This window comes from Streptomyces regalis, from assembly GCF_001509475.1.
Lineage (GTDB): Bacteria > Actinomycetota > Actinomycetes > Streptomycetales > Streptomycetaceae > Streptomyces > Streptomyces regalis.
In genome coordinates this window covers 39,119-60,548 of the sequence record NZ_LLZG01000411.1, presented here as the reverse complement: position 1 = coordinate 60,548, position 21,430 = coordinate 39,119, and the positions used below count along the sequence as shown (strand labels likewise).

Sequence of the window (21,430 nt, the reverse complement as noted above, 5' to 3'; positions counted from 1 at the left end):
AGGGGTGGGCGGGCCGGTTGGTGTCCTGGTCTCCGGGGGTCAGTGGCGGCGGGCCGCAACGTCACCGAGCCCGGTGTCGCGGGTCAGCGCGGTACGGTCGATGGACCGCTTGAGGATCTTCCCCGACGGTCCCTTGGGCAGCGCGTCGACGAACCGGACGATGCGCGGGATCTTGTAGGCGGACAGCCGCTCGCGCGCCCAACTGGACACCTCGGCGGCCCCGAGTTCCGATCCGGGCCGGGCCGCGATGAGCGCGGCGACCTCCTCGCCGTAGTGGTCGTCGGGAACGCCGATGACGGCCGCCTCGACGATGTCGGGGTGCTCGTAGAGAACTTCCTCGACCTCACCGGGGTAGACGTTGTAGCCGCCGCGGATGATCAGGTCCTTGATGCGGTCGACGATGCGCAGGTCGCCGTCCGTGTCAGTTTCGCCGAGGTCGCCGGTCCGCAACCAGCCGTCGGTCGAGATGGCCGCGGCGGTGTCCGTGGGGCGGTTCCAGTAGCCGCGCATCACCGTGGGCCCCTTGATGTGGACCTCGCCGACAGTGCCCGGCGCGCACTCGTTGCCGTCGTCGTCCCGCACCTGGACCTGCAGCCCCGGGACCGCCCTGCCGGTGTACCCGGTCTTGCCGCCGCGGTCGATGTCGCTGAAGGTGCCGAACGCGGTCGTCTCGGTGAGTCCGTACCCCTCGAGGATGGTGCAGCCGAACCGGGCCTCGAAGGCCCGGGCGATCTCGCCGGGCAGCGAGGCACCGCCGGAGACCGCGACACGGAGCTGGGCGAAGTCCGCCGGGTTCGCATCACCGGCCGCGTGCAGCATCGCGTTCCACATGGTCGGCACGCCGGCCATGATGGTGAGCCGGTCGCGGCGCAACATCTCCAGCATCGACGCCGGGTCGAACCGGGCCAGCAACGACATCGAGCCGCCCGCGGTCAGGGCCGCCATCAGGACCGATGCCTGGCCGAACACATGGAACAGCGGGAGTCCGGTGCCGATACGGTCGGCGCTCGACGCGCGGCTGCACCCGGCGCCGATCTCCCCGGCGGAGAGCAGGTTGCCGACCGTGAGTTGAGCTCCCTTCGGCCGCCCTGTCGTGCCCGAGGTGTACAGGATGGCCGCGGTCTCGTCGCGGTCCCGGTCGACGACGTCGGCGGGGGTCGAACCGGTGACCGGCGCTCCCGGGGACAGCGTCCAGGAGGGCACGTCGAGCGCCGCGGCCGCCTCGGTGACGGCGGGGCCGAGGGCGTGCCAGCCGATCGCCAGTGAGCATCCGGCGTCGCCGAGGACGTACTCGATCTCGGCCCGGGTGGACATGGTGTTGACCGGCACCACGACACAGCCCGCGGCCTGAATGCCGAGGTAGGCCACGACGAACTCGGGCACCGACGGCGCCGCGAGCAGCACCCGGTCGCCGGGAGACAGCCCTGCGGCGGCCAACGCCCCCGCGTACCGTGCGCTCGCGTCGCGCAGTTGACGGTAGGTCCACTGGTCCGTGGCGCCGCGCAGGGCGATGTTGTCGGGGGTGGCGGCCGCGTGACGGCACACCAGATCGAAGACGCTGGTCATGAGCGGTGCCTTCCGGGGATGTGAGCCGATCCGTGGTTCGGTCAGGCGGAGATACGGAAGCGTTCGGCGAGTTGGCGGCGGGTGTCGGCGGCACTGGTGTGCAGCACGCCCCCGATACCGATCCGCGCCGCTCCGTCCAGGTTCTGCTGCAGATCGTCGATCATGACGGCCTCCTCGGGGTCGACGCCGAGGCGTTCGCATGCGATCGCGTAGATCCGCCGGGAAGGCTTGCGGATCCCGACCTCTGAGGAGATGACGACCACATCGGCGACAGCGGCGAGGTCGACACCGTCGTACGTCCCGGTACCGAACGAATTGGACACCAGCGCAACGGGACAGCCGGCGGCTCGAAGATCATCGAGCAGCGCGAGCATGTCCTGGTCGATCGACATGCCCGCTTGCATCCGGGCCGTGAGCCCCTCGGCCGGCACGTCGGCGCCGTGGACGCGGAGACGCTCGGCGAATCCCCGCTCGAAGGCTTCGGAGTCGATACGGCCGCACTCGTGGTCGGCAAGGAGGGTGCGTGAGGGCTGGTCCCGGGCGAGGAGCTCCAGCGGCAGGCGCGGGTCGCCGCCGAGCGAGGCGCCGAAGTCGGTGAAAGCCCGCAGCACACTGGAGGTGATGACCCCACCGAAGTCCACCAGGACCGCGGTTCGATCCTTCCCCTTCTCCGTCCCCGTCTCCATCAGACGACCTCGAACAGTCCGGCCGCGCCCATTCCGCCGCCGACACACATCGAGATCACGGCATACCGGACGCCTCGGCGCTTGCCCTCGATGAGGGCATGCCCCACCAGGCGGGCGCCGGTCATTCCGTACGGATGGCCGACGGAGATCGCGCCGCCGTTGACGTTGAACCGCTCGGGGTCGGTGTGCAGTTCATCGCGGCAGTACAGCGCTTGGGAGGCGAACGCCTCGTTGAGTTCCCACAGGCCGATGTCGTCGATGGTGAGGTTGTGCTGCTTCAGCAGCTTCGGAATGGCGAACACCGGGCCGATGCCCATCTCGTCCGGCGCGCACCCGGCAACGGTCATACCCCGGTAGACGCCCAGCGGTTCCAGTCCGCGACGCTCGGCCTCCTTCGCCTCCATCAGCACCGACGCCGAAGCCCCGTCCGACAGCTGCGAGGAGTTGCCCGCCGTCACGCTGGAACGCGTGGTCACCTGACCGTCGGGCAGCACCGGCGCCAGCCCGGTCAGGCCTTCGAGCGTCGTCGACGCGCGGTTGCCCTCGTCCCGGGTCAGGGTGACCTCCTCGTCGCGCACTTGCCCGGACTGCTTGTCGAGCACCTTCTTGACGGTGCTGAGCGGAACGATCTCCCGGTCGAAGCGGCCGGCCTCCTGCGCCGCCGCGGTGCGCTGCTGTGAGAGCAGGGCGAACTCGTCCTGGCGTTCCCGGCTCACGCCGTAGCGTTCGGCGACGATCTCCGCCGTCTGCAGCATCGGCATGTAGATGCTCGGCTTGTGCTCGACCAGCCAGGGATCCGTCATGCGGTGGGTGTTCATGTGGTCGTTCTGCACCAGGGAGATCGACTCGACGCCGGCGCCGACGGCGACCTGCATGCCGTCCGCGACGATCTGCTTGGCGGCCGTCGCGATGGCCATCAGGCCCGACGAGCACTGCCGGTCGATCGCCATCCCGGACACGGTGTCCGGGAGCCCGGCACGGAGGGAGGCCTGGCGCGCGACATTGAACCCGGAAGACCCCTGCTGCACGGCGCAGCCGAAGACGACGTCTTCGACCTCACCGCCGTCGAGTCCGGCACGCTGCACCGCGTGCGCAAGGGCATGGGCGGCGAGTTCCTGCGCCTGGGTGTCGTTGAACGCGCCCCGGTAAGCCTTTCCGATCGGGGTCCGTGCCGTCGAAACGATGACTGCTTCCCTCATGTCGCCTCACTGCTTCCTGTTGATCCGATTGGCCCGGGAGCCTCGGAGCCGGGATGACGAGCTCCGGGAGCTGACCCCGGCTCGTTATAGTTGAATACGGCGTCATGTTCAACCAAGGCATTCCGCGCTCACGGCCTTGACAGCCCACTCCCCTACCTGGAGGCTACCGACCAGTCGGTATGAATGGGGGGGGCCGTGACCGAGCTGAACATCTCCACTGGTGCGGGCGTGTTCGACGCGATCGTGGCGGGTCCGCCCGAGGGCCGCCCGGTGCTGCTGCTGCACGGTTTCCCGCAGACGGGGCTGGCGTGGCAACGGCAGATCGCGGCGTTGGCCGCGCACGGCTACCGGGTGGTGGCACCCGACCAGCGTGGTTACTCCCCCGGCGCCCGCCCCGAGCGGCCCGAGGACTATCGCATCGGCCTTCTCGTCGACGACGTTGTCGCGATCACCGAGGAACTGGGCTGGGCGGCGTTCGACCTGGTCGGGCATGACTGGGGAGGCGCGGTGGCGTGGTGGACCGCGCACGCCCACCCCGGCCGCGTACGCACCCTGACGGTTGTCTCGACCCCGCACCCCGGCGCTCTGGCCACCACCCTGCGCACCGACGAGGACCAACGTGAACGCTCGCGCTACATGATCGACTGGCGCGAGACACCCGCGACCGAAGAGCGCATGCTCGCCCACGAAGCCCGGGAGCTACGCGCCTTCTACACCGGGAAGGTCCCGCAGGACGGTGCCGAGGCCTACGTGCGGCACCTGTCCCGGCCCGGCGCTCTCACCGCGGCGCTGAACTGGTACCGGGCCGGCCGTCCCGACGGCGCGATCGGCGTCATCGAGGTGCCCACGCTGTACGTCTGGAGCACGCAGGACAGCGCGTTCGGCCCGGCGGCCGCGAGGGAGACCGAGCGGTGGGTCGACGGGCCGTACCGGTTCGAGACCCTCCAGGGCGTCAGCCACTGGATCCCGGAGGAAGCGCCCGAAACGCTGAACCGCCTGCTGCTCGACCATCTGCGAGCGCATGGCGCGCACTGAACCGCAGCGAATACCGCCGTCCGTCGACGCACCCCTGAGACGCACCCCCTGAGACGCACCCCCTGAAAGGTGACCCTGTGAAGACTGCGCGCGCGGCCTGGCGCCGCCTCGAGCCCCTCCACGGCATGATCTATTTCGTCCCCGAGGGCAGGCGACGGTACGCGGACCTCGGACTGAGCGGACATGCCGGGTACTTCGCCTCCCGGAGCGCCGCCTTCGGCCGGGCATCCGCCGAGCTGGTCATCTCGACCTTCTACAACTTCAACCCTGTTGTCGTACGGCAGGCGGTCGCCGGGGCCTGGGACGCGACGACTCCTCAGCAGGTGCTGGACGCGCGGTACGCCGCCGCAGGTGAGGCCCTGCGGCGGGCGGGAATCCACGAGCTGCCCGCTCTGGACGAGGTCCTGGCGCTGACCCGCAGGGCCGCCGAGGCCGCCTGCGAACATCCCCAGGGCCGCCCGCTGTTCGCCGCGCATGCCGTCCTGCCCTGGCCGGAGGAACCGGTACTGCAGCTGTGGCACGCCCAGACGTTGCTCCGGGAGTTCCGTGGAGACGGCCACGTCGCGTGCTTGCTGAGCGAGGGCGTCGGAGGCCTGGAAGCCCTGATTCTGCACGCTGCCACCGGTGAGGTTCCCGTCCACTTCCTCAAGGTGAGCCGCGCATGGTCCGAGGAAGAGTGGGCCGCCACCGAGGAGCGCCTGCGCACGCGGGGCCTTCTCGACGGTGGCTCCCTCAGCGCGGAAGGCGTACGTCTGCGCCAACACATCGAGGACCGCACCGACCACCTCGCCCTCCCCGCCTACGCCGCGCTCGGCGACAGCGACTGCGAACGTCTCGCCGAACTCGCGAGCCCCTTCGGCCGCGCCGTCGTCGACGCCGGCCTCCTCAAGCTCGGCTGACCGGGGCGCTGTGCAGCCCGTTCACATGGTGTTCGCGTTGCCCTCGGCGGCCTCGACGACGTTGGCGAGCTGCACGGCCCGTGTCATGGGGCCCACACCGCCACCTGGATCGGTGAGGAGCATCCGCCGCCCGCCGTGCAGGTGCACCTCGAAGCCGTGGTCGTGGTCCTCCGCGGCGAAGAGCCACGGTTGGCTGTTGTGCGGTGAAGGCGCCAGGGAGGCGGCGCGGGCCAGGTGGAGAGAGGCTCGACCGGGACGCACGTGGGACGCGCGGCCGAGGCTCTCGTACGACACGGACATGGTGCTGCCCCTCTTCAGGAACGTTCCTGACCCGCGGAGCCTTGCTCAGCCCTCGGTGACCAAGTCGTCGGCGACCGTCCTCGCCCAGTCCTCGATCCGGTCGAAGTCCCGGAAGTCGCCGCCCTTTCCGTTCTTGATGATCATCCGGGCGACCCACCCTTTGGCGCCCTCCTGCAGGCAGCCGCCGAAGGTGACGTGCCCGTTGACGTCGAGCCGGGTCATGGCCCGCTTCAGGCCGGGCACGGGCGGGATGTCCCGCTCGGAGGCCGAGGGGTCCAGCGGGCCGCTGCTGAACAGCCAGAGCGGGCGTCCGGCCAGTTCGCGGCGGTGCCGGCGGAGGAACCGGCGGGAGTCCTTGTGCCAGCGTCCGGCGTACACTGCACCGCCGACCACGACGGCGTCGTAGGGGTCCACGCGGGCGACGGAGCCGGCCGGCAGCGACTCGGCGGTGAGACCCTCCTTGCGCAGGACCTCGGCCACGGCCTCGGCGATCTGCGCGGTCGATCCGTTCGTCGTCCCGTAGGCGACCAGCACCTTGGTGGTCATGGTGCTCCGCCTCCTTTCACCTGTTCACAGCTTGCGCAGCCAGTCGTCGGCGATGCCGTGCAGTGCCTGCGCGTCGGGCCGTACGTGCGAGTCGTCCAGCCGGTGGGTGAGCTTGTCGACGACCGCGACCACGCCGTCGATCCGACGTGTCATGGAGACGGCGATCTCCGTCTCGCTCTTGCGCTCCATCTGCCCCATGAGCGTGACCACGCCCTCGGTGACGGAGACGGTGATACTGCGAGGAGGCAGCCACAGCGCCCGTGCGAGCACCTCGTCGACGACCTCGGCGCGGATCTCCGCGTCCGGCCGCAGGAAGACCTGGAGCAGGTCGCGGCGGGTGACGATGCCGACCAGCCGGTGTTCCTCGTCGAGGACGGGCAGCCGTTCGATGTGGTGCTGCGCCATGGTCCGGGCGGCCTCGACGATGGTGTCGTCGGCGTGGACCGTGATCGGCGGTGCGGTCATCAGCCGGCCGGCGGTGCGGGCCCGGGCCTGCACGGCCCGCTCACGGCCCGCGCGGGTGAGCCGGTCGAAGCGGAAGCGCTTCTTCGGCTCGTACGGGTCGGGCGTCTCGGCCTGCCGGACCATCAGATCGGTCTCGGAGAGGACGCCGATGACCCTCTCGTCGTCGTCGACGACGGGCAGTCCGCTGATGCGGTGGTCGCCGAGCAGCCGGGCCACTTCCTTGAACGGGGTGCCGTACTCGGCACGGACGACGTCCGTGGTCATGACGGAGCCGACCTTGTTGTGCTTCATGGTTGTTCCTCCTCAGCGGAGTCGGCGCAGATACGGGTCCTGGAGCCTGCGGGGCAGCTTGGGCAGGGCGCTGACCGAGGGGTGGCACGGTAGGCCGAGGATCGAGCGCGCGCGGGGGTTCACCGCGAACAGACGGCCTGTGCAGCGGCCCGCGTGCAGCTGGTGCAGGATCGCCCGGCCCACCGAGCCCGGCTTGCGTCCGGCGCCGACGACGGCGACCGTGTGCGGCCGCAGCAGCGGTTCGAGGCTGGCGACGTCGGCGGCGCGACCGCGTTCCTCCACGGCCGTGAGGTAGGTGTCGCTCTGGTCGAGGGCGATGGTGCAGCGCACCTCCGGGCCCTCGAAGCGGCGGGCCGTGTTCAGGCCGAGGTCGGCGAAGAGCTTCAGCACCTCGTGGTTCTCGCTGAGTGCGTCGGCCGTGAACGTGGTGATGCCGGCGGCACGGGCGGCGGAGACCAGGTGCTCGACGAGAAGGGTGCCGACGCCCCGGTGGTGCAGTCCGTCCGCGACCGCGATGGAGATCTCCGCCGTGTCCCCCGTCCCGCCGCTGTCGTACTCGGCGAGGCCGATCACCCGACCACCGGTCTCGGCCAGCAGCACCCGGTACCCGGCGCGCGGCTCGGCGCAGGCCCGGTCCGCGGCCACCGCGGCGACGCCCCGGCCGGCGGCGAAGAACCTCAGGCACAGGTTCTCCGCAGACATCTCCTCGTACAGCCCCTGCACCAGATCGTGGTCGTCCCGCCGCACCGGACGGATACAACACCGTGGTGCCGTCCGCGAGCAGGGCGTGGACCGTGGGCCGAATGAGCGTGTCGTCCGTCATCGCGGTTCCCCTCAGCGTTCCTCGGCGTTTTCCTCGGCACTTAAAAGCGTCCGGCGGAACGGGCGGCGGCCCCAGGGGCTGTCCGGGCGGTGCGGGTGGGCCGGTCGGCCCTCAAACGGGGGCCGGGCAGCAGGCAGTCCGGGGGCGGGCGTCGATCACGACGTCGGCGCTGAGCTCGGCTGCGAGCCCGAGCTTGTCGTCGGTGACGTCGGTGGCTGCGACGGTGGCTCCGGCGATCTTCGCGTACTGCACCGCCAGGTGACCGAGCCCGCCGACGCCGGAGATCGCGACAAGCTGCGCGGGCCGCACGTCGGCGACCTTGAGCGCCTTGTACGTGGTCACGCCCGCGCAGGTCAGCGGGGCGGCGTCGACGGCGGTGACGCCCTGCGGCACCGGCTGCGCGAAGTCGGCCCAGGCGAGCATCCTGCCCTGCCGAGCCAGGGCACGGCGACGGCCGGCCGACGCTGAGGTGGGTGACGCCGCCGCCGAGCTTCTCCACGAGGCCGCTGGTCCCCGGCCGGGACCGACCGGCCCAACGGCCCCCGGGTTCACCGCAGCCAGGGGTTGCGGCTGACGAACGGCAGCCGGGCCCATGCGTGGCCCAACCCCCAGACCGCGCCGGCGCCCACGGCGGCCAGAGCGATCAGGACGACCGCGTACACGACGTGGTACTCGGCGAACGGGTTGGTCGACATGCTCGGCGAGCCGTCGGAGAGGTGCTTGGCGGGCGGCCACTGCGCGATCCACATCAGCGCCATCATCAACGTGCCCGCGATCGCGGCCAGGCGGAGGCCGATACCCAGGATCAGCGCCACACCGATCCCGAGCAGGCCGAGCATGAACAGCCAGTCCGCCCAGGCGTCCCCGGCCCAGTCGTGGAACGTCGACTCCATCGGGCCGGCCGCGACCCCGCCGAGGAAGCCCTTGGTGGGCGAGCCACCGTCGACCCAGGCATGGCCCGACTGGGTGGCGTACCCGAAGCCGAACGTCTTGTCGAGGAATGCCCACAGGAAGACGAACCCGGTCAACAGCCGCAGCCCGGCCAAGACATAAGCGCTCGTCGCCGTGGTGTCGGCCGCCGCCTCAGCGGCCCTGGCCTTTCGCAGGGACGGGAGACGGATTCCCAGGTGCCGGTGCGGTTGATCGTGAACTGCCATGATCGTCATCCCCCTCGGGACGGATTCGTTGTTGACACCGTCCACTCTCGTGGCGCGGACATGCCGACGCCGGATGCCGAAGGTCCGTGTCCATGGGGCTGAACGGCCCCTACCTCGGGCCCTGTCGGGGTGGCGCCGGCGACTGCCGTGGCGGCATACCGGAGGCAGTGCCCAGGAGCGGTGACCGCGGCCGGGGTGTCAGGCGACCGGCAGATCGGGCCGCACAAGGGTCCCGGAGCGGCCGTGCACGATCTCGTACGCCGCGTCCAACGCCCCGATCGCGGCCAGCTGCCCGGTGTTCTCCACGAACCGGGCGGCGGCCTCTGCCTTACGGCCCATCGACTCCTGTGCGTAGTGAGCGTCGCGCAGTTCGGCCGGCGTGGCATCCAGGACGGGGCGCTGGTCGGGGGTGCCGTAGCCGGCGTAGACGTTCGGTACGTCGGTCAGCACGAGCAGGAAGTCCGCCTTCAGGTCCTCCGCCAGCCGGGCCGCCGTCAGGTCCTTGTCCACGACGGCGTCCACGCCGTGCAGCGCTCCGGTGGCCCAGTCGGCGACGACGGGAACGCCTCCGCCGCCCGCGCACACCACCACGGTCCCCGTCTCCAGCAGCACCCGGACGGTGTCGGCCTCCACGATCCCCTCGGGCGAGGGCTCGGGAACCACCCGCCGCCGGCCGTGCCGGTCCTCGGCCATGTCCCAGCCGTACTTGGCTGCCAGGAAGCGGGCGGGCTTCTCGGGGTAGATCGGTCCGACCAGCTCGGTGGGGTGCTCGAAGGCGGGGTCGTCGACGCGTACCCGGGTGTGCGTGACGAGCGCGACGACCCTGCGTCCGGGCAGGACGTCGCGCAGGGTGCGGAACAGGAGGGTGCCGATCATGCCCTGCGTCTGGGCGCCGAGCAGATCCAGCGGGTAGGGGGCGGTGAGGGCCGCGTCGGCCGTGCTCTGGGCGGCGAGGAGGTCGAGTTGGGGTGCGTTGCCGTACGTGACGACGAGTTCGTGGTCGTGGGCGAGGGCGGCGATCGCGGTGGCGACGCGGACGATGTTGGTGCACTGGACATCCGCGTCGGGGCGTTCACCGCGGTGCAGCAGGGCGTTACCGCCGAGGGCGACGACGATGCGCATGGTCTCCGCCTCTCTCTTCGCCTGTCTCCGTGGCTTCTGCGCCGTGCGGGTCTCCCCTCCCCTTCATTCTTCCCCTTCATCGAACGCCGGACCGCTCGTCCGCACAGGGTGCCGAAGGGTTCCCGCAGGCCGCCGGACGGCCCGGTCCTGAGGCCGGGTGGCCCATGACCCCGGCGGTCGTGCCTGCTCACGCTGGAGGTGGTGGCTCCGCACGCGGACGACGGCGACCGGGCAGTGCGCATGGTGCAGCACCGCCTGGCTGACCGAGCCCAGCAGCAGCCCGGCCCTGCGTGCGCTCGGCGTTGCGGGCGAACTCGCGGGCGATGCGGGCTGACTGCTCGGCGGGGACGGAGGTCGTTGTCTCCTGCCAGGCCGGGGTGCAGGGCTGGGTGGCGTCCTCGTACGACGCCGACCGGTTGCCCGGGAGGCCGGGGCGGGGCAGGGCGATCTCGACGGTGTCCCCGGCACGGTCGATCAGGCTCGACTCCGGGACCACATCGCCCAGATCGAGGTTCCAGCGGCCTCGCCCGGTCTCTCCCCACCGGAAACCGAGCGAGCCGCCGGGGACCACCGGTTCGCCGGTGGCCCGGTCCGGAAGGACGGTCTTGAACGCCGCGTTCTCTTCGGCCTCCTCGCCACGGCCGAGGTCGGCGGCGGTCAGGAACGCGTCGGTGACGAGACCCTGGCCGTGTTCGCGCAGGTCACGAGGAACGGCGCGTCCGTGCACCTCCTCAAGTAGTGCTGGAAGTACGGCACCTCGCGGTCGACGGGGAACTCACGCAGGATCATGTGCCCCATGGCCATCGCCAGCGCCCCGTCCATGCCGGTGTGCGGGGCCAGCCACTCGTCGGCGTGCTCAGTGACCGACGAGCCTGATCAGAGGATGGACACCCTGGAGCTGTCGTCGTTCGAGCAGTCGCTGCTGGTGGCGGTGCCGGTCCCGGTCGGGGCGCTGACCGACCGGTACGGCGGCCGGGTCATGCGGAAACCAGCCCTTCCCGTCCAGGGGCGGAACGAGTGCCACGGAGCCGAAGAGGCGTCCGGCGGCCCGTCCGACGGGCGTGGACTGCCTGAGAAGTCGGCGGTCCCCGAACGACAGGCGGTGCGCCGGTCAGCCGGTTGCCGGCACCATCACCACAGGGCAGTGGGAGCGGTGCAGGAGGGTGTGCGCGACCGGGCCGAGCTGTGGCCCGGGACGGCTTGTACGGCGGTGGGCGCCGATGACGACGACGGCGGACTCGTGCGTGGCGTCCAGCAGGGCCTGGGCCGGTCCTCTGCGGACCGTGCGGGTGTCGACGCCGACCTGGGGGTGTTCTTCCCGCAGCTTGGCCACGTCGAAGCTCGGCACGGCCTCCTCGGCCAGGTCGCTCTGGGCGCGCCGCCGTTGCCCTGAGCTTGTCGCGGGAAGCAGGGAGGGCAGTTCGGGGGTGATGTGGCGGTGGGTCGAGTGCAGGACGCGCAGCCGGACACCGCGCCGCTCCGCCTCGCAGAAGGCATAGGAGGCCGCGTCGGCGTCGGAGTCGTCCTCCAGGCCGAGCAGCACGCTGCGTTCGTCGTCGCACGGGTGGTCACCGCGTACGACGAGCAGGGGGCCGTGCACATGCGCGGCCAGGCGCAGACTCACCGAGCCTGCCAGCAGCCCGGTGACACCACCCAGGCCGCGGGTGCCGACGACGGTCAGGTCCGCGCCCTCGCTCTCGCGTACGAGCGCCCGCGCGGCGCCGCCCGCCGCGGCCTCGGTCACCACGGACAGGGCCGGATGACGCTCCCGGACGCGTGCGGCGGCCGACGCGAGGACGGGTCCGGCCTCGTCACGGTCGGACACCGCGTACACGACGCGCAGTTCGGCATCGCGGCGCGCAGCTTCCGCCGAGGCCCAGTCCAATGCGCGTACGGCGTTCAGGGAACCGTCCACTCCCACGACCACATGGCGGGTCATCTCCCTCTCCCTTCTGCTCGGCTCCGTGCTCCCGATACTCGTCCTTCCGCGACGTCGCGAGCAGGGGCCAGGCGGAACCTGCTGACACGCCGTACGGCCCCGGGCGCAGGGCCGTTCGACCCCGCCCCGGGCCCACGCGGGAAGTCGCAGACCGGGTCAGGAAGAGCGACGCGCTGGTCAGCCGCAACGCGCGCCTCCGGCGCGTGCTGCGCATCGCCGGTCTGGCGCGGGCACGGGTGGTGGGACTCTTGCCGCCAGAGCCCGCTCCGATACGTGGGTGTCGTCGGACGCGACGCCGATTGCTCCACGTATCCCCGCAGGGCACTCCCAGCGAGCAGCGAGCCGAGTCAGTGAGCGGCGGCATCGGCCCGCGAGTCGACGGACGCAGCGGAGCCTTCGTCGTCCAGGAACTCGCGGATCGCGAAGCCCACCAGCGTGATCACCGCGGTCCACACCACGACTGCCGTCGTCGGGTAGCTCCAGGTGAACAGCACTACGGCCGCGACCACCAGGATGGCCACTCCGATCCAGCGCTTGAAGCGGTGGACGAACCGCCCGACCACACCGAGACGGAACCCGGCCGACGTCGTCACGTCGCGCAGTGCGCCGATGCTCCGCCGGCAGCCGGTGCGCGTGAGAACGGCGATCCTGGACGGGCCGGCGAGGAAGGCACCGGCGGCGGTGAAGAGGGCGACCGCGGCGAGGGCCCGTACGCCGGCCCGCAGGAACTTGACCAGCGCGTCGTACACGGATCCCGCGGCGGCCTGGGACGTCCCTGGCGGCAGATGGTCGAGGTAGACGTCACGGGCCACGGTGAGGCCGATTCCGAGGACCAGCATGGCGGCGAACACGGCCAGCGCGGCCCCGACCAGCGCGTGCCGACGGTTGAACGCCACGTACACAGCGGCGGCCGCGACCAGCAGCGCGATGACGGGCAGCCAGCCGCCGAGGATCTCCAGCACTCTCACGTAGGTCTTGATCTCGCCGACGTCCTCCGACGCGAACACCACGAAGTTCGTGTGGACGGCCGGGATCTTCGCGGCGGGTGAGAAGCCGGCGTCGACCAGCTGGTCCTTGACGTTGGCGACGATCGGCCCCAGGTCGATGACGACCTTGTTGTCCTCCAGCTTGACCGTGCTGTCGGACTGGCCCGTCAGGGCCTTGTCCAGCGCCGCGTGCGCCCTGCGGTTGGCGTTCACCCAGACCGTCTCGAAGGCACTGCTGGTGACCACCCGCTCCACCGTGCTGCTGACCAGCTGCTTGAGACCGTTCGCGATCGGGCCGTCCAGGTCGCCCAGCAGTTCGGCCGCCCGCGGCGGGACACCCTTCTGCTCGGCCACGTCCGTCAACTCCTTGACCAGCGCGTCCACATCGACCTGCGCCAGCACGGCGGCGGTGACCCGGTTGGTGACCGCCTTCTGCACATCGGGGTCGCTCGCCAGTGGTCCCACGGTGTCGACGTAGCGGTCCGTGTCCTGCACGATGCTGTTCGCCCACACCGCGACGACGGACAGCAGCGACAGCAGCGCGGCGAGAAGGATCAGCAGGACCGAGCCGAGCGAGCGAAACGGGTGGTGCCGCGGCGTCCGGGCACTCTCCAGGGCGTTCACCCGCTGCCGCAGTTCGTCCAACTCGCTGCGTTCCCTGGCCGAGAGCTGTTCGTCACCGCTGTCGCTCATGGTCATCAGCAGACCCGTGCGGCGCACGGCACGCGACCTGGGCGAACCCAGGCGGGTGACCGAACGCAACACGGACTCGTCCCTGACTGCGATGCCTCACGCGAGGACAGTGGCGGAGCGGGGCAGGCGGGAGGAGGGTGAGGAGTTACGACGGACGAGGTCCTCACGGCCTTGACCCTCGGCGGTCATTCCTCCCGGCCTCCGCAAGTCGCACCGGCGTGATCCTGCTGATGCCGTCGCCGGATGAGGCGAGAGCCGATGCAGGGCGTGTGGCGCGGGCCGGGTCGCCCGCCGAGCGTCGTTCCCGCCGCGTGCATAACGTGGGTGAGCAGGAAGGAAGATGTGTGTGTGCTTACGTGCCCGGTGGGGCTCGGGTGGCGCTCGCCGTGAGCGAGGCGGCTCATCCGGGCCTGGTAATCGGCTTCGCTGATCCGGGCGTGCAGCAGCAGTCCGGTGCTCCACCGCTCGGTGGCTTCCAGCGCGGCGCGGCGGCCGCGCAGTCGGGCGAGCGGCGAGCGGCGGGCAGCGGGATTCGCGCGGGGTGATCAGCCGGACGGTGTCGTAGACGGCCCCGGCCAGGATGACCACCCCGAGCAGCAGGGCGATCACCGCGGACATGGCAGACTCCCGGTTTCTCGGCGCGCCCTTCGGTCACATTCGCCTGGTCACATTCGCCGGTGCGTCTCATCGTGCTTGGACAGCGGATCGTCCTTCGGCCGGTACTCGTGTCCGGTGTCGTGGCCGCCGTGCATGCCGCGCATCATGAAGAGCATCATCAGCGGGCAGGCCAGCGCGATCGCCCCGAAGAAGAGCGTGGCCACCGGCACGCCGAGGGCCAGGGCGCCGACCACGGCGATCGCGACCGCGATCGCGTACAGGCCGTAGTTGCGTGGGTTGGTGTTCATCACGGGCCTCCTTCACCGGTGCGCCCGTCGGGCGTGTGGTCAGTTCTTGCTGAGTGAGGGGCCCCTCCCGGTGTGGAGCACGGCGAGGCGGCGGCGGTATTCGTCCTCGTCGATCTCTCCGCGGGCGAAGCGCTCGGCGAGCAGCTGCTCTGCGCTGGGCGCGGGCGACGAGGCACCGGTCTTCGGCGCATCGGTCCCCTCCGACCGGGCCAGGGCCCGGAACAGCAGGACACCGAGGGTGATGACCAGCGTCCAGAACAGGATCATGCTCGCCGACATGGCGAACCAGCCCCATCCGCTGAGATCGTGGTCGTACCAGAACATCGTGGTCACTTCCTCGGAGGCCGGGAGGCCGGGTCGGCCGCGGACCTGATGCCTGCGGCTTTCCTGATGCCTCACCCTCACCGTCGCCCCGGCCCGTCGGTACGTCATGGGCCGCACGGGCCAGAGCACCGGGGCCGTTGGACCCTTACCCCGTGGGGGTGTTCGGGAGGAGATTGGGAGGGAGCCGGTCAGAGAGAAGGTCTGTCATGGGGATCGCCGACATCACTGTGATCGCGATCGCGGCTGGGCTGATCGCCACGCTCGGCTGGTTCTTCTTCGGCCCGCGCCGCGCCCGCTCCGCCCGGATCGAAGGCGGGGTGCAGCGTGTGGACGTGACCGTGCGGGGCGGTTACAGCCCCGACGTGATCAGGGTGCGGCAGGGCGTGCCGGTGGAGCTGGTCTTCGACCGGCAGGAGTCCGGCGAGTGCACCAACCGGGTCGTCTTCCCCGACCTGCGCGTCAGTGCCGGACTGCCGGCGCATCAGCGCACCACCGTGCGGCTGCGACCCGAGCAGGCCGGCTCGTACGGCTTCGCCTGCGGGATGAACATGATCCACGGCACGCTCGTCGTCGATCCGGCCGAGGAAACCGGCGGTGGCCCGCCTGCCGCGGCGCTCACGGTCTCGGCCGAGACGCCCCCGCTCTCGGCCGACCGGGAGAGCACACCCGACGGCGGGGACGAGCAGGCAACGGCCGTCGAGGCCGAGGCTGCGGAGGCCGCCGAGCGGCGCGCGGAGATCGCGGACCTGTCCCGCCGTGTCGCCGTGGGCACCGTGTTGACGCTTCCGGTGCTGTTCGCCGTGATGGCCCACGAGCTGTTCGGGGCGGACTGGGTGCCGGGCTGGATGCTCAACCACTGGCTGCAGCTGGCCCTGATCACCCCGGTCATGTTCTACACCGGGTGGCCGGTCCATCGGATCGGCTGGCTCACCCTGCGCCACCGCGGCGCCGACATGAACTCCCTCATCACGCTGGGCACTTCAGCCGCCTACGGCTACAGCCTCCTCGTCACGCTCGCCCCGCGCCTGCTGCCCGAGGACGTCCGCGAGGTCTACTTCGAGGCCGTCGGGGTGATCCTCACCCTGATTCTTCTCGGGCGGCTGCTGGAGGCCCGTGCCAAGGCCGGCACCGGCGAGGCCATCCGCGCCCTGCTGGGCCTGCAGGCGCGCACCGCGCGGGTCGTACGGGACGGAGCCGAAACCGAGATCCCCGTGGGCGAGGTCGTGGTCGACGACGAGATCGTCATCCGGCCGGGCGAGAAGATCCCCGTCGATGCCGAGGTGCTCTCCGGCTCCTCGGCGGTGGACGAGTCGATGGTCACCGGCGAGCCGATGCCCGTGACCAAGCGCGCCGGGGACGGTGTCATCGGCGCCACCGTCAACACCACCGGGTCGCTGCGGGTGCGGGCGGCCAAGGTCGGTGCGGACACCATGCTGGCCCAGATCATCCGGCTGGTGCAGCAGGCCCAGGCGTCCAAGGCACCGATCCAGCGGCTCGCCGACGCCATCTCCGCATACTTCGTGCCCGCAGTGATCGCCGTGGCCGTCGCGACGTTCGCGCTCTGGTACACGGTCGGCCCCTCTCCCGCCGTCACCCTGGCGCTGGTCTCGGCGGTCGCCGTGCTGATCATCGCCTGCCCGTGCGCGCTGGGCCTTGCCACGCCGCTGTCCGTGATGGTCGGCACCGGCAAGGGGGCACAGGCGGGCATCCTCATCCGCTCGGCCGAGGCCCTGGAGACCGCGCACAAGCTGGACACGGTCGTCCTGGACAAGACCGGCACGGTCACGGCAGGCAGGCCGGTCCTCACCGACGTACACACCGCCGACGGCTTCAGCGAGGACGAGGTGCTGCGGCTCGTGGCCGCCGCCGAGGCCGACAGCGAGCACCCGCTGGCCACCGCGGTCACCGAAGGCGCCCGCGAGCGCGGCCTCGCCGTACCGGCCGCCTCCGGCTTCGACTCGGTCACCGGCAAGGGCGTCCAGGCCACCGTGGACGGCCGGGCCGTGCTGGTCGGCACCGCGCGACTCCTCGCGGACGTCGGTATCGGCACCGCTGACCTCACCGCGATCGCCGACACGTTCTCGGCGCAGGGCAAGACCCCGATCCTGGCCGCCGTCGACGGGCGCCCGGCCGGTGTGCTGGCCGTCGCGGACACCGTCAAGGACGACTCCGTGCAGGCGATCGCCGCCCTGCACCGACTCGGCCTGGCCACCGTCATCCTCACCGGCGACAACGCCCGCACCGCCGCCGCGATCGCCGCACAGGTCGGCGTACGGCGGGTGCTGGCCGAGGTGCTGCCGGAACACAAGGCCGACGAGATCCGCCGCCTCCAGGACGAGGGCCGCACCGTCGGCATGGTCGGCGACGGCATCAACGACGCCCCCGCCCTGGCCCAGGCCGACGTGGGGCTGGCCATCGGCACCGGCACGGACGTGGCCATCGAGGCCGCCGACATCACCCTCATCTCCGGCTCGCTGTCGGGGGTCGTCACCGCGATCCGGCTGTCGCGCGCGACCATGCGCAACATCAAGCAGAACCTGTTCTTCGCCCTGGTCTACAACGCCGTCGGAATCCCTCTCGCCGCCGGCGCCCTCTACCCGCTGTGGGGTATCCGGCTCAGCCCGATCATCGCCGCAGCGGCCATGGCCCTGTCCTCCCTGTCCGTGGTCACCAACGCCTCCCGCCTGCGTCGCTGGCATTCCGCGCCCCTGCCGGAGCCAGAAGCAGAGGCCGGGCCGCAGCCGACCGTCGAGTCCGCCGCCGACCGCACCGGGTACGAAGGGGAAGGGAACGGGCGGACGCAGACCGTGACGGATCCGGTGTGCGGGATGCAGGTCGACCCCGCGACCGCGCCGGCCCAGCGGGACGCATTCGACGGCACCCTGTACTTCTGCTCCGGTCACTGCGCCGCCACGTATGACGTCGACCCGGGCCACTATGCCGGTACGCCGGCCGAGGGCGTCCGAACCCGCCGGAACAAGCACGAGCACCATTGACGACTCGGCGGACTTGGCGGACTCGGTGGTGGGGGCATAGGCGTAGTTGCGACCTTCCCGGCGGGTGCGTGCCGGCCCGATCCGCAGGCCGTCACACCTGCCGAGGGCGGCGCTCGGGAAGCATCCCCGCGGCTTCAGCTCCGGACGCGGCAGCAGCCGAGGGGGACATGGAGTGCAGGCGGGCGTCGAGGGAGTAGGCACCCGCGCCGACGAGCAGCAGGAAGAGGCTGCCGCACAGCTGGGCGAGGCCGGTGCGTGCCTCGTGGGCGAAGTCCCACCAGCCGGACTCCCCCTCGAACAGCGGGGCGTCACCCCACAGGATCGGCAGCTTGGTGATCAGCAGCGCGCCGACCATGTTCACGATCATTGGCACGGCGGCGAGTCGAGTGACCAGCCCGACGAGGATGAGCAGTCCGCAGACGATCTCGAACACCCCGTCCAGCGGGGCGAAGAAGCCCGGCGCGGGGATTCCGGCTTTGTCGAACCGGCCGCTGCCGAGCTGGTCGGGCCGAAGGAACTTCAGGATGCCCTCGGAGAGGAAGATCAGTCCGACGTAGAGGCGGATGAGGACGACGGTTGCGGGCGCGCCGGTCGAGGTCAGCCAAGTGAATCGGGCCGGTGACCGAACCATGGATGGACTCACCCTTCCCCATCGGGTTCCGTTGCCCGATGCCGTTCTCGCTCAGGGTGAGCGCGACGATACACATCTTTGCGCTCGGGCCGTCAGTGCGACTCCGGAACCCACCATCCACACCCCGATCCCCGGCCCGGACGGCGCGGTGGCATGGATCGTCCAACGCTCCGAGGACGTCACCGCCTTCGTTCACTCTCGCCGGGCCCGCCGACTCACCGAGGAGTTCACCGAACGGGCAAGGGGCCTGGCAGCCGAGCTCTACGTACGGGCCTGCGAGCTGCACCGGCTGAACCAGGAACTGCGCCAGGCCCACGCCCGCGAACGCCAGGTCGCCGTCGCCTGCAGGAAGCCATGCTCCAGGACCCCGACCTGAGCCGGCACGACGACAACATCGCCGTGCGCTACCTTCCCGCGACGCAATCACTCAACGTGTGCGGCGACTGGTACGACGTCGCCGACCTGCCACCTGACCGCTACGCCGTGGCCGGCGACGTCGTCGGCCACGGCCTACGGGCCGCAGCCGTGATGGGCATGTTCCGCAATGCACTCAGCGCAGCCATCCGGGCCATCCCCAGCCCCGCCCAGGCCCTGGAAGTCCTCGGCCTGTACGCCAGACTGATCATCTACAGCAACGCCGGACAACCTGCCCCCGGTCCTGCTCCCCCCCCCGCTCCCAGGACAGCGCCCTCTCCCCCGACCAACTCGCGGACGCCCTGCTGGCCCGCCTCAGCGTCACCATCGGAGCGCCGGACGGCATCGCCCTGGTCGTCATCCGCCTGCAACCCGGTTCATGCCGTGGCCGATGCAAGCCATCCTGCACCGCCGTACTGGCCTCGGCGAGCGCGGTGAGGAAACCCAGCGCGGTGGCTCCGCCGCCGAGATCGGCCCCTCCCCCTCGGGTGGGTGTCGCCCACTGCGGGGCGGGCACGCCGCGACTACCGTGAGGAGAGGCGGGCCGCTGTCGCGCCAGGCCAGCCGGCTTCCGGAGGGAGATCCCGGTGCCTGCACAACCTCTCGACACGAAGACCGTGACGGCCCTAGTCAGCGACGCCTCAGCCGCGCCGTCCATGCACAACGCGCAGCCATGGAAGTTCCGCTTCCTCCGCGCCGACCGCACCTTTCACGTCCGATCGGACCCCGAGCGGACCATGCCCCACGCCGACCCCACCAACCGCGCCCTCCACATCGGATGCGGCGCGGCCCTGTTCAACCTGCGCGTCGCCGCCGCGCACGCGGGCTGGGAGCCGACCACCCGGCTGCTGCCCGACCCGGCGGACCCGGAACTGCTCGCGACGGTGGAGCTGGCCGAACCCGTACGCCCGGAAACCGACCTCGCCACGCTGCACCCCGCCATCCACCGCCGGCACACCAGCCGCCATCCGTTCTCGGAAGAAGACATACCCCAGGCCATACAGGACACCCTGTCCGGCGCCGCCCTGCGCGAAGGAGCGCGGCTGCTCTTTCCCGCCGAATGGCATGCGGAATCCGTGCTGGACCTGGTCCACGACGCCGAGGGCCGCGACTCGCTGGACCCCAGCCAGTTCCAGGACATCGTCCGCTGGACCCGCATCGGCGCCGACATCACCGCCACGCCGGCCGACGGGATCCCCGACTACGCCTTCGGCCCGCGCAAGCGGGGCGGAAAGGCCCCCGTGCGCGACTTCGCGGGACGACGCCCCATGCCCGGCCGCGAGGTGGCCACGTTCGAGAGCAAGCCTCAACTGGCCCTGCTGGGCACCACCGGCGACCGGCCGGAGGACTGGCTGACGGCGGGACAGGCCCTGGAGCGCGTCCTGCTCGAAGCAACCCTGGACGGGCTGGCGACCTCGCTCACGTCCCACGCCCTCGAATGGCCGGAACTCCGCTGGGCCGTTCGCGACCCGCAGTCGGCGATGGGGTTCGTACAGATGGTGCTGCGCCTCGGGTACGGCGAACAGGGCGTGGCGACACCACGCCGCCCAGTGGGAGACGTGCTGGAAATCGAGCCATGAGGGGTCGACAGGCGGGCAGGAGGACCCGCCTTGTCGAACGCCTTGTCGCCGACCTCAGCGGTGCTCGGGGTTGTCCGCACCCGGTCGGCAGCCGGCGTCCCACTGCGAGCGCTGGTTGCCATGAGCAGGGATGCCTCCGCTCCGCTTCAGCAGGGCGGCGAGGTGCATCAGGTTCCAGGTCATGAAGCTGGTGTTGCGGTTGGTGAAGTCGTTCTCCGGGCCGCCCGAGCCCGGGTCGAGGTACGACGGCCCGGGGCCGGCCGCGCCGATCCAGCCGGCGTCCGCCTGGGGCGGGATCGTGTAGCCGAGGTGCTGGAGGCTGTAGAGGACGTTCATGGCGCAGTGCTTCACGCCGTCCTCGTTGCCGGTGATCAGACAGCCGCCGACGCGGCCGTAGTAGGCGTACTGGCCCTGGGAGTTGAGCAGCGAGGAGCAGGCGTACAGGCGCTCGATGATCTGCTTGGTGACCGAGCTGTTGTCGCCCAGCCAGATCGGGCCGGCCAGGACGAGGATGTCGGCGGCCATCACCTTCTCGTACAGCCCCGGCCAGGCGTCGGTGGCGAAGCCGTGCTGGGTCATGTCCGGGTAGACGCCGGGTGCGATGTCGTGGTCCACGGCGCGGATCACCTCCGTCGTCACTCCGACGGCGTCCATGATGGCCCGGCTCTTGTAGATCAGGCCCTGGGTGTGGCTGAGCTGCGGGGACGGTTTGAGGGTGCAGTTGACGTAGAGGGCTGTCAGGTCGTCGAAGCGGTAGGGGGCATCGGTGGAGGATGAGGCTGCCATGGGGGCAGCCTCTCGCGTGAAGTCCGGCTTGTCCCGGTCCGACGCACCCGTGCAGGCCTTACGGAGTCATGACGTACGGGCGCGGTC

At 71.0% G+C, this 21,430-nt stretch carries 22 protein-coding genes and 4 pseudogenes; 7 read left to right on the top strand and 19 right to left on the bottom strand.

Features of this window, described 5'->3' with window-relative positions:
* Positions 1–39: 39 nt before the first annotated feature.
* From ADL12_RS45710 to ADL12_RS45700, 3 genes are read right to left on the bottom strand one after another with little or no spacing between them, the layout of a single operon-like run.
* Entirely contained in the window at positions 40–1,566 is a 1,527-nt protein-coding gene (locus ADL12_RS45710; RefSeq protein ID WP_062714693.1) for a class I adenylate-forming enzyme family protein, read from the bottom strand.
* Positions 1,567–1,607: 41 nt separating this feature from the next.
* On the bottom strand, positions 1,608–2,252 hold the full coding sequence (locus ADL12_RS45705) for an HAD family hydrolase (RefSeq protein WP_062714691.1): 645 nt from the start codon (positions 2,250–2,252) through the stop codon (positions 1,608–1,610).
* Positions 2,252–3,451: an acetyl-CoA C-acyltransferase gene (locus tag ADL12_RS45700; protein WP_062714689.1), complete on the bottom strand. Its 1,200-nt coding sequence runs from the start codon at positions 3,449–3,451 to the stop codon at positions 2,252–2,254. The genes ADL12_RS45705 and ADL12_RS45700 overlap by 1 nt, the downstream gene beginning before the upstream one ends.
* A gap of 195 nt (positions 3,452–3,646) precedes the next feature.
* Between ADL12_RS45700 and ADL12_RS45695 the strand changes: the two genes are divergently transcribed.
* On the top strand, positions 3,647–4,486 hold the full coding sequence (locus tag ADL12_RS45695; RefSeq protein WP_341846409.1) for an alpha/beta fold hydrolase: 840 nt from the start codon (positions 3,647–3,649) through the stop codon (positions 4,484–4,486).
* A gap of 77 nt (positions 4,487–4,563) precedes the next feature.
* Positions 4,564–5,385, top strand: a complete 822-nt coding sequence (locus tag ADL12_RS45690) for an SCO6745 family protein (RefSeq protein WP_079052642.1) — start codon at positions 4,564–4,566, stop codon at positions 5,383–5,385.
* A gap of 21 nt (positions 5,386–5,406) precedes the next feature.
* Here ADL12_RS45690 and ADL12_RS45685 read toward each other — a convergent pair whose 3' ends face one another.
* The 12 genes and pseudogenes from ADL12_RS45685 to ADL12_RS45640 all read right to left on the bottom strand — a co-directional run bounded on the left by ADL12_RS45685 (position 5,407) and on the right by ADL12_RS45640 (position 13,638).
* Complete coding sequence (locus tag ADL12_RS45685; RefSeq protein ID WP_062714683.1) at positions 5,407–5,685, bottom strand: hypothetical protein; 279 nt, start codon at positions 5,683–5,685, stop codon at positions 5,407–5,409.
* A 45-nt stretch (positions 5,686–5,730) separates the two neighbouring features.
* Positions 5,731–6,231, bottom strand: coding sequence for a flavodoxin domain-containing protein (locus tag ADL12_RS45680; protein WP_062714681.1), 501 nt, complete (start codon positions 6,229–6,231; stop codon positions 5,731–5,733).
* 24 nt (positions 6,232–6,255) lie between these two features.
* The gene (locus tag ADL12_RS45675) at positions 6,256–6,987 is read right to left on the bottom strand and encodes a CBS domain-containing protein (protein WP_062714679.1); all 732 of its coding nucleotides are present in this window, start codon (positions 6,985–6,987) and stop codon (positions 6,256–6,258) included.
* Positions 6,988–7,038: 51 nt separating this feature from the next.
* Positions 7,039–7,810, bottom strand: a pseudogene (locus ADL12_RS45670) (N-acetyltransferase family protein); the annotation flags it as partial.
* Positions 7,811–7,954: 144 nt separating this feature from the next.
* Positions 7,955–8,315 (bottom strand): annotated as a pseudogene (locus ADL12_RS57945) (zinc-binding dehydrogenase); the annotation flags it as partial.
* Positions 8,316–8,358: 43 nt separating this feature from the next.
* Positions 8,359–8,967, bottom strand: coding sequence for a DoxX family membrane protein (locus tag ADL12_RS45660; protein WP_062714930.1), 609 nt, complete (start codon positions 8,965–8,967; stop codon positions 8,359–8,361).
* Positions 8,968–9,165: 198 nt separating this feature from the next.
* Positions 9,166–10,089 (bottom strand): carbamate kinase, encoded by a 924-nt coding sequence (locus ADL12_RS45655; protein ID WP_062714675.1) that lies wholly within the window; start codon positions 10,087–10,089, stop codon positions 9,166–9,168.
* A gap of 63 nt (positions 10,090–10,152) precedes the next feature.
* Positions 10,153–10,374 (bottom strand): annotated as a pseudogene (locus tag ADL12_RS57500) (universal stress protein); the annotation flags it as partial.
* Positions 10,352–10,947 (bottom strand): annotated as a pseudogene (locus ADL12_RS45650) (nitrate reductase subunit alpha); the annotation flags it as partial. The pseudogenes ADL12_RS57500 and ADL12_RS45650, both read right to left, overlap by 23 nt.
* Positions 10,946–11,113, bottom strand: coding sequence for a hypothetical protein (locus ADL12_RS55885; RefSeq protein WP_208614760.1), 168 nt, complete (start codon positions 11,111–11,113; stop codon positions 10,946–10,948). The gene ADL12_RS55885 and the pseudogene ADL12_RS45650, both read right to left, overlap by 2 nt.
* An 87-nt stretch (positions 11,114–11,200) precedes the next feature.
* Positions 11,201–12,028 carry a universal stress protein gene (locus ADL12_RS45645; protein ID WP_208614759.1) on the bottom strand — a complete coding sequence of 276 codons (828 nt, stop codon included), beginning with the start codon at positions 12,026–12,028 and terminating at the stop codon, positions 11,201–11,203.
* A gap of 347 nt (positions 12,029–12,375) precedes the next feature.
* On the bottom strand, positions 12,376–13,638 hold the full coding sequence (locus tag ADL12_RS45640; RefSeq protein WP_062714927.1) for a hypothetical protein: 1,263 nt from the start codon (positions 13,636–13,638) through the stop codon (positions 12,376–12,378).
* Positions 13,639–14,051: 413 nt separating this feature from the next.
* On the opposite strand from ADL12_RS45640, the gene ADL12_RS54715 reads away from it, so the two are divergent.
* Positions 14,052–14,252 carry a hypothetical protein gene (locus ADL12_RS54715; protein WP_159053505.1) on the top strand — a complete coding sequence of 67 codons (201 nt, stop codon included), beginning with the start codon at positions 14,052–14,054 and terminating at the stop codon, positions 14,250–14,252.
* 120 nt (positions 14,253–14,372) lie between these two features.
* Here the strand turns inward: ADL12_RS54715 and ADL12_RS45635 are convergent, their stop codons facing one another.
* Positions 14,373–14,612 carry a DUF2933 domain-containing protein gene (locus ADL12_RS45635; protein WP_062714671.1) on the bottom strand — a complete coding sequence of 80 codons (240 nt, stop codon included), beginning with the start codon at positions 14,610–14,612 and terminating at the stop codon, positions 14,373–14,375.
* Between the two features lie 39 nt (positions 14,613–14,651).
* On the bottom strand, positions 14,652–14,936 hold the full coding sequence (locus ADL12_RS45630) for an SHOCT domain-containing protein (RefSeq protein WP_062714669.1): 285 nt from the start codon (positions 14,934–14,936) through the stop codon (positions 14,652–14,654).
* 206 nt (positions 14,937–15,142) lie between these two features.
* Between ADL12_RS45630 and ADL12_RS45625 the strand changes: the two genes are divergently transcribed.
* A complete protein-coding gene (locus ADL12_RS45625) occupies positions 15,143–17,932 on the top strand; it encodes a heavy metal translocating P-type ATPase (protein WP_062714667.1) in 2,790 nt (929 codons plus the stop codon).
* A 91-nt stretch (positions 17,933–18,023) separates the two neighbouring features.
* On the opposite strand, the gene ADL12_RS45620 is transcribed toward ADL12_RS45625, so the two are convergent.
* Positions 18,024–18,563 (bottom strand): DoxX family protein, encoded by a 540-nt coding sequence (locus ADL12_RS45620; RefSeq protein ID WP_062714665.1) that lies wholly within the window; start codon positions 18,561–18,563, stop codon positions 18,024–18,026.
* A gap of 148 nt (positions 18,564–18,711) precedes the next feature.
* Here ADL12_RS45620 and ADL12_RS58795 point away from each other — a divergent pair, with 148 nt between their 5' ends.
* The 3 genes from ADL12_RS58795 to ADL12_RS45610 all read left to right on the top strand — a co-directional run bounded on the left by ADL12_RS58795 (position 18,712) and on the right by ADL12_RS45610 (position 20,557).
* Complete coding sequence (locus ADL12_RS58795) at positions 18,712–18,939, top strand: hypothetical protein (RefSeq protein ID WP_062714663.1); 228 nt, start codon at positions 18,712–18,714, stop codon at positions 18,937–18,939.
* Complete coding sequence (locus ADL12_RS58790) at positions 18,918–19,415, top strand: PP2C family protein-serine/threonine phosphatase (protein ID WP_425265222.1); 498 nt, start codon at positions 18,918–18,920, stop codon at positions 19,413–19,415. The genes ADL12_RS58795 and ADL12_RS58790 overlap by 22 nt, the downstream gene beginning before the upstream one ends.
* Positions 19,416–19,564: 149 nt before the next feature.
* On the top strand, positions 19,565–20,557 hold the full coding sequence (locus ADL12_RS45610; protein ID WP_062714661.1) for an Acg family FMN-binding oxidoreductase: 993 nt from the start codon (positions 19,565–19,567) through the stop codon (positions 20,555–20,557).
* Between the two features lie 54 nt (positions 20,558–20,611).
* On the opposite strand, the gene ADL12_RS45605 is transcribed toward ADL12_RS45610, so the two are convergent.
* Positions 20,612–21,343, bottom strand: a complete 732-nt coding sequence (locus tag ADL12_RS45605; protein WP_062714659.1) for a flavodoxin family protein — start codon at positions 21,341–21,343, stop codon at positions 20,612–20,614.
* Positions 21,344–21,430: the final 87 nt, after the last annotated feature.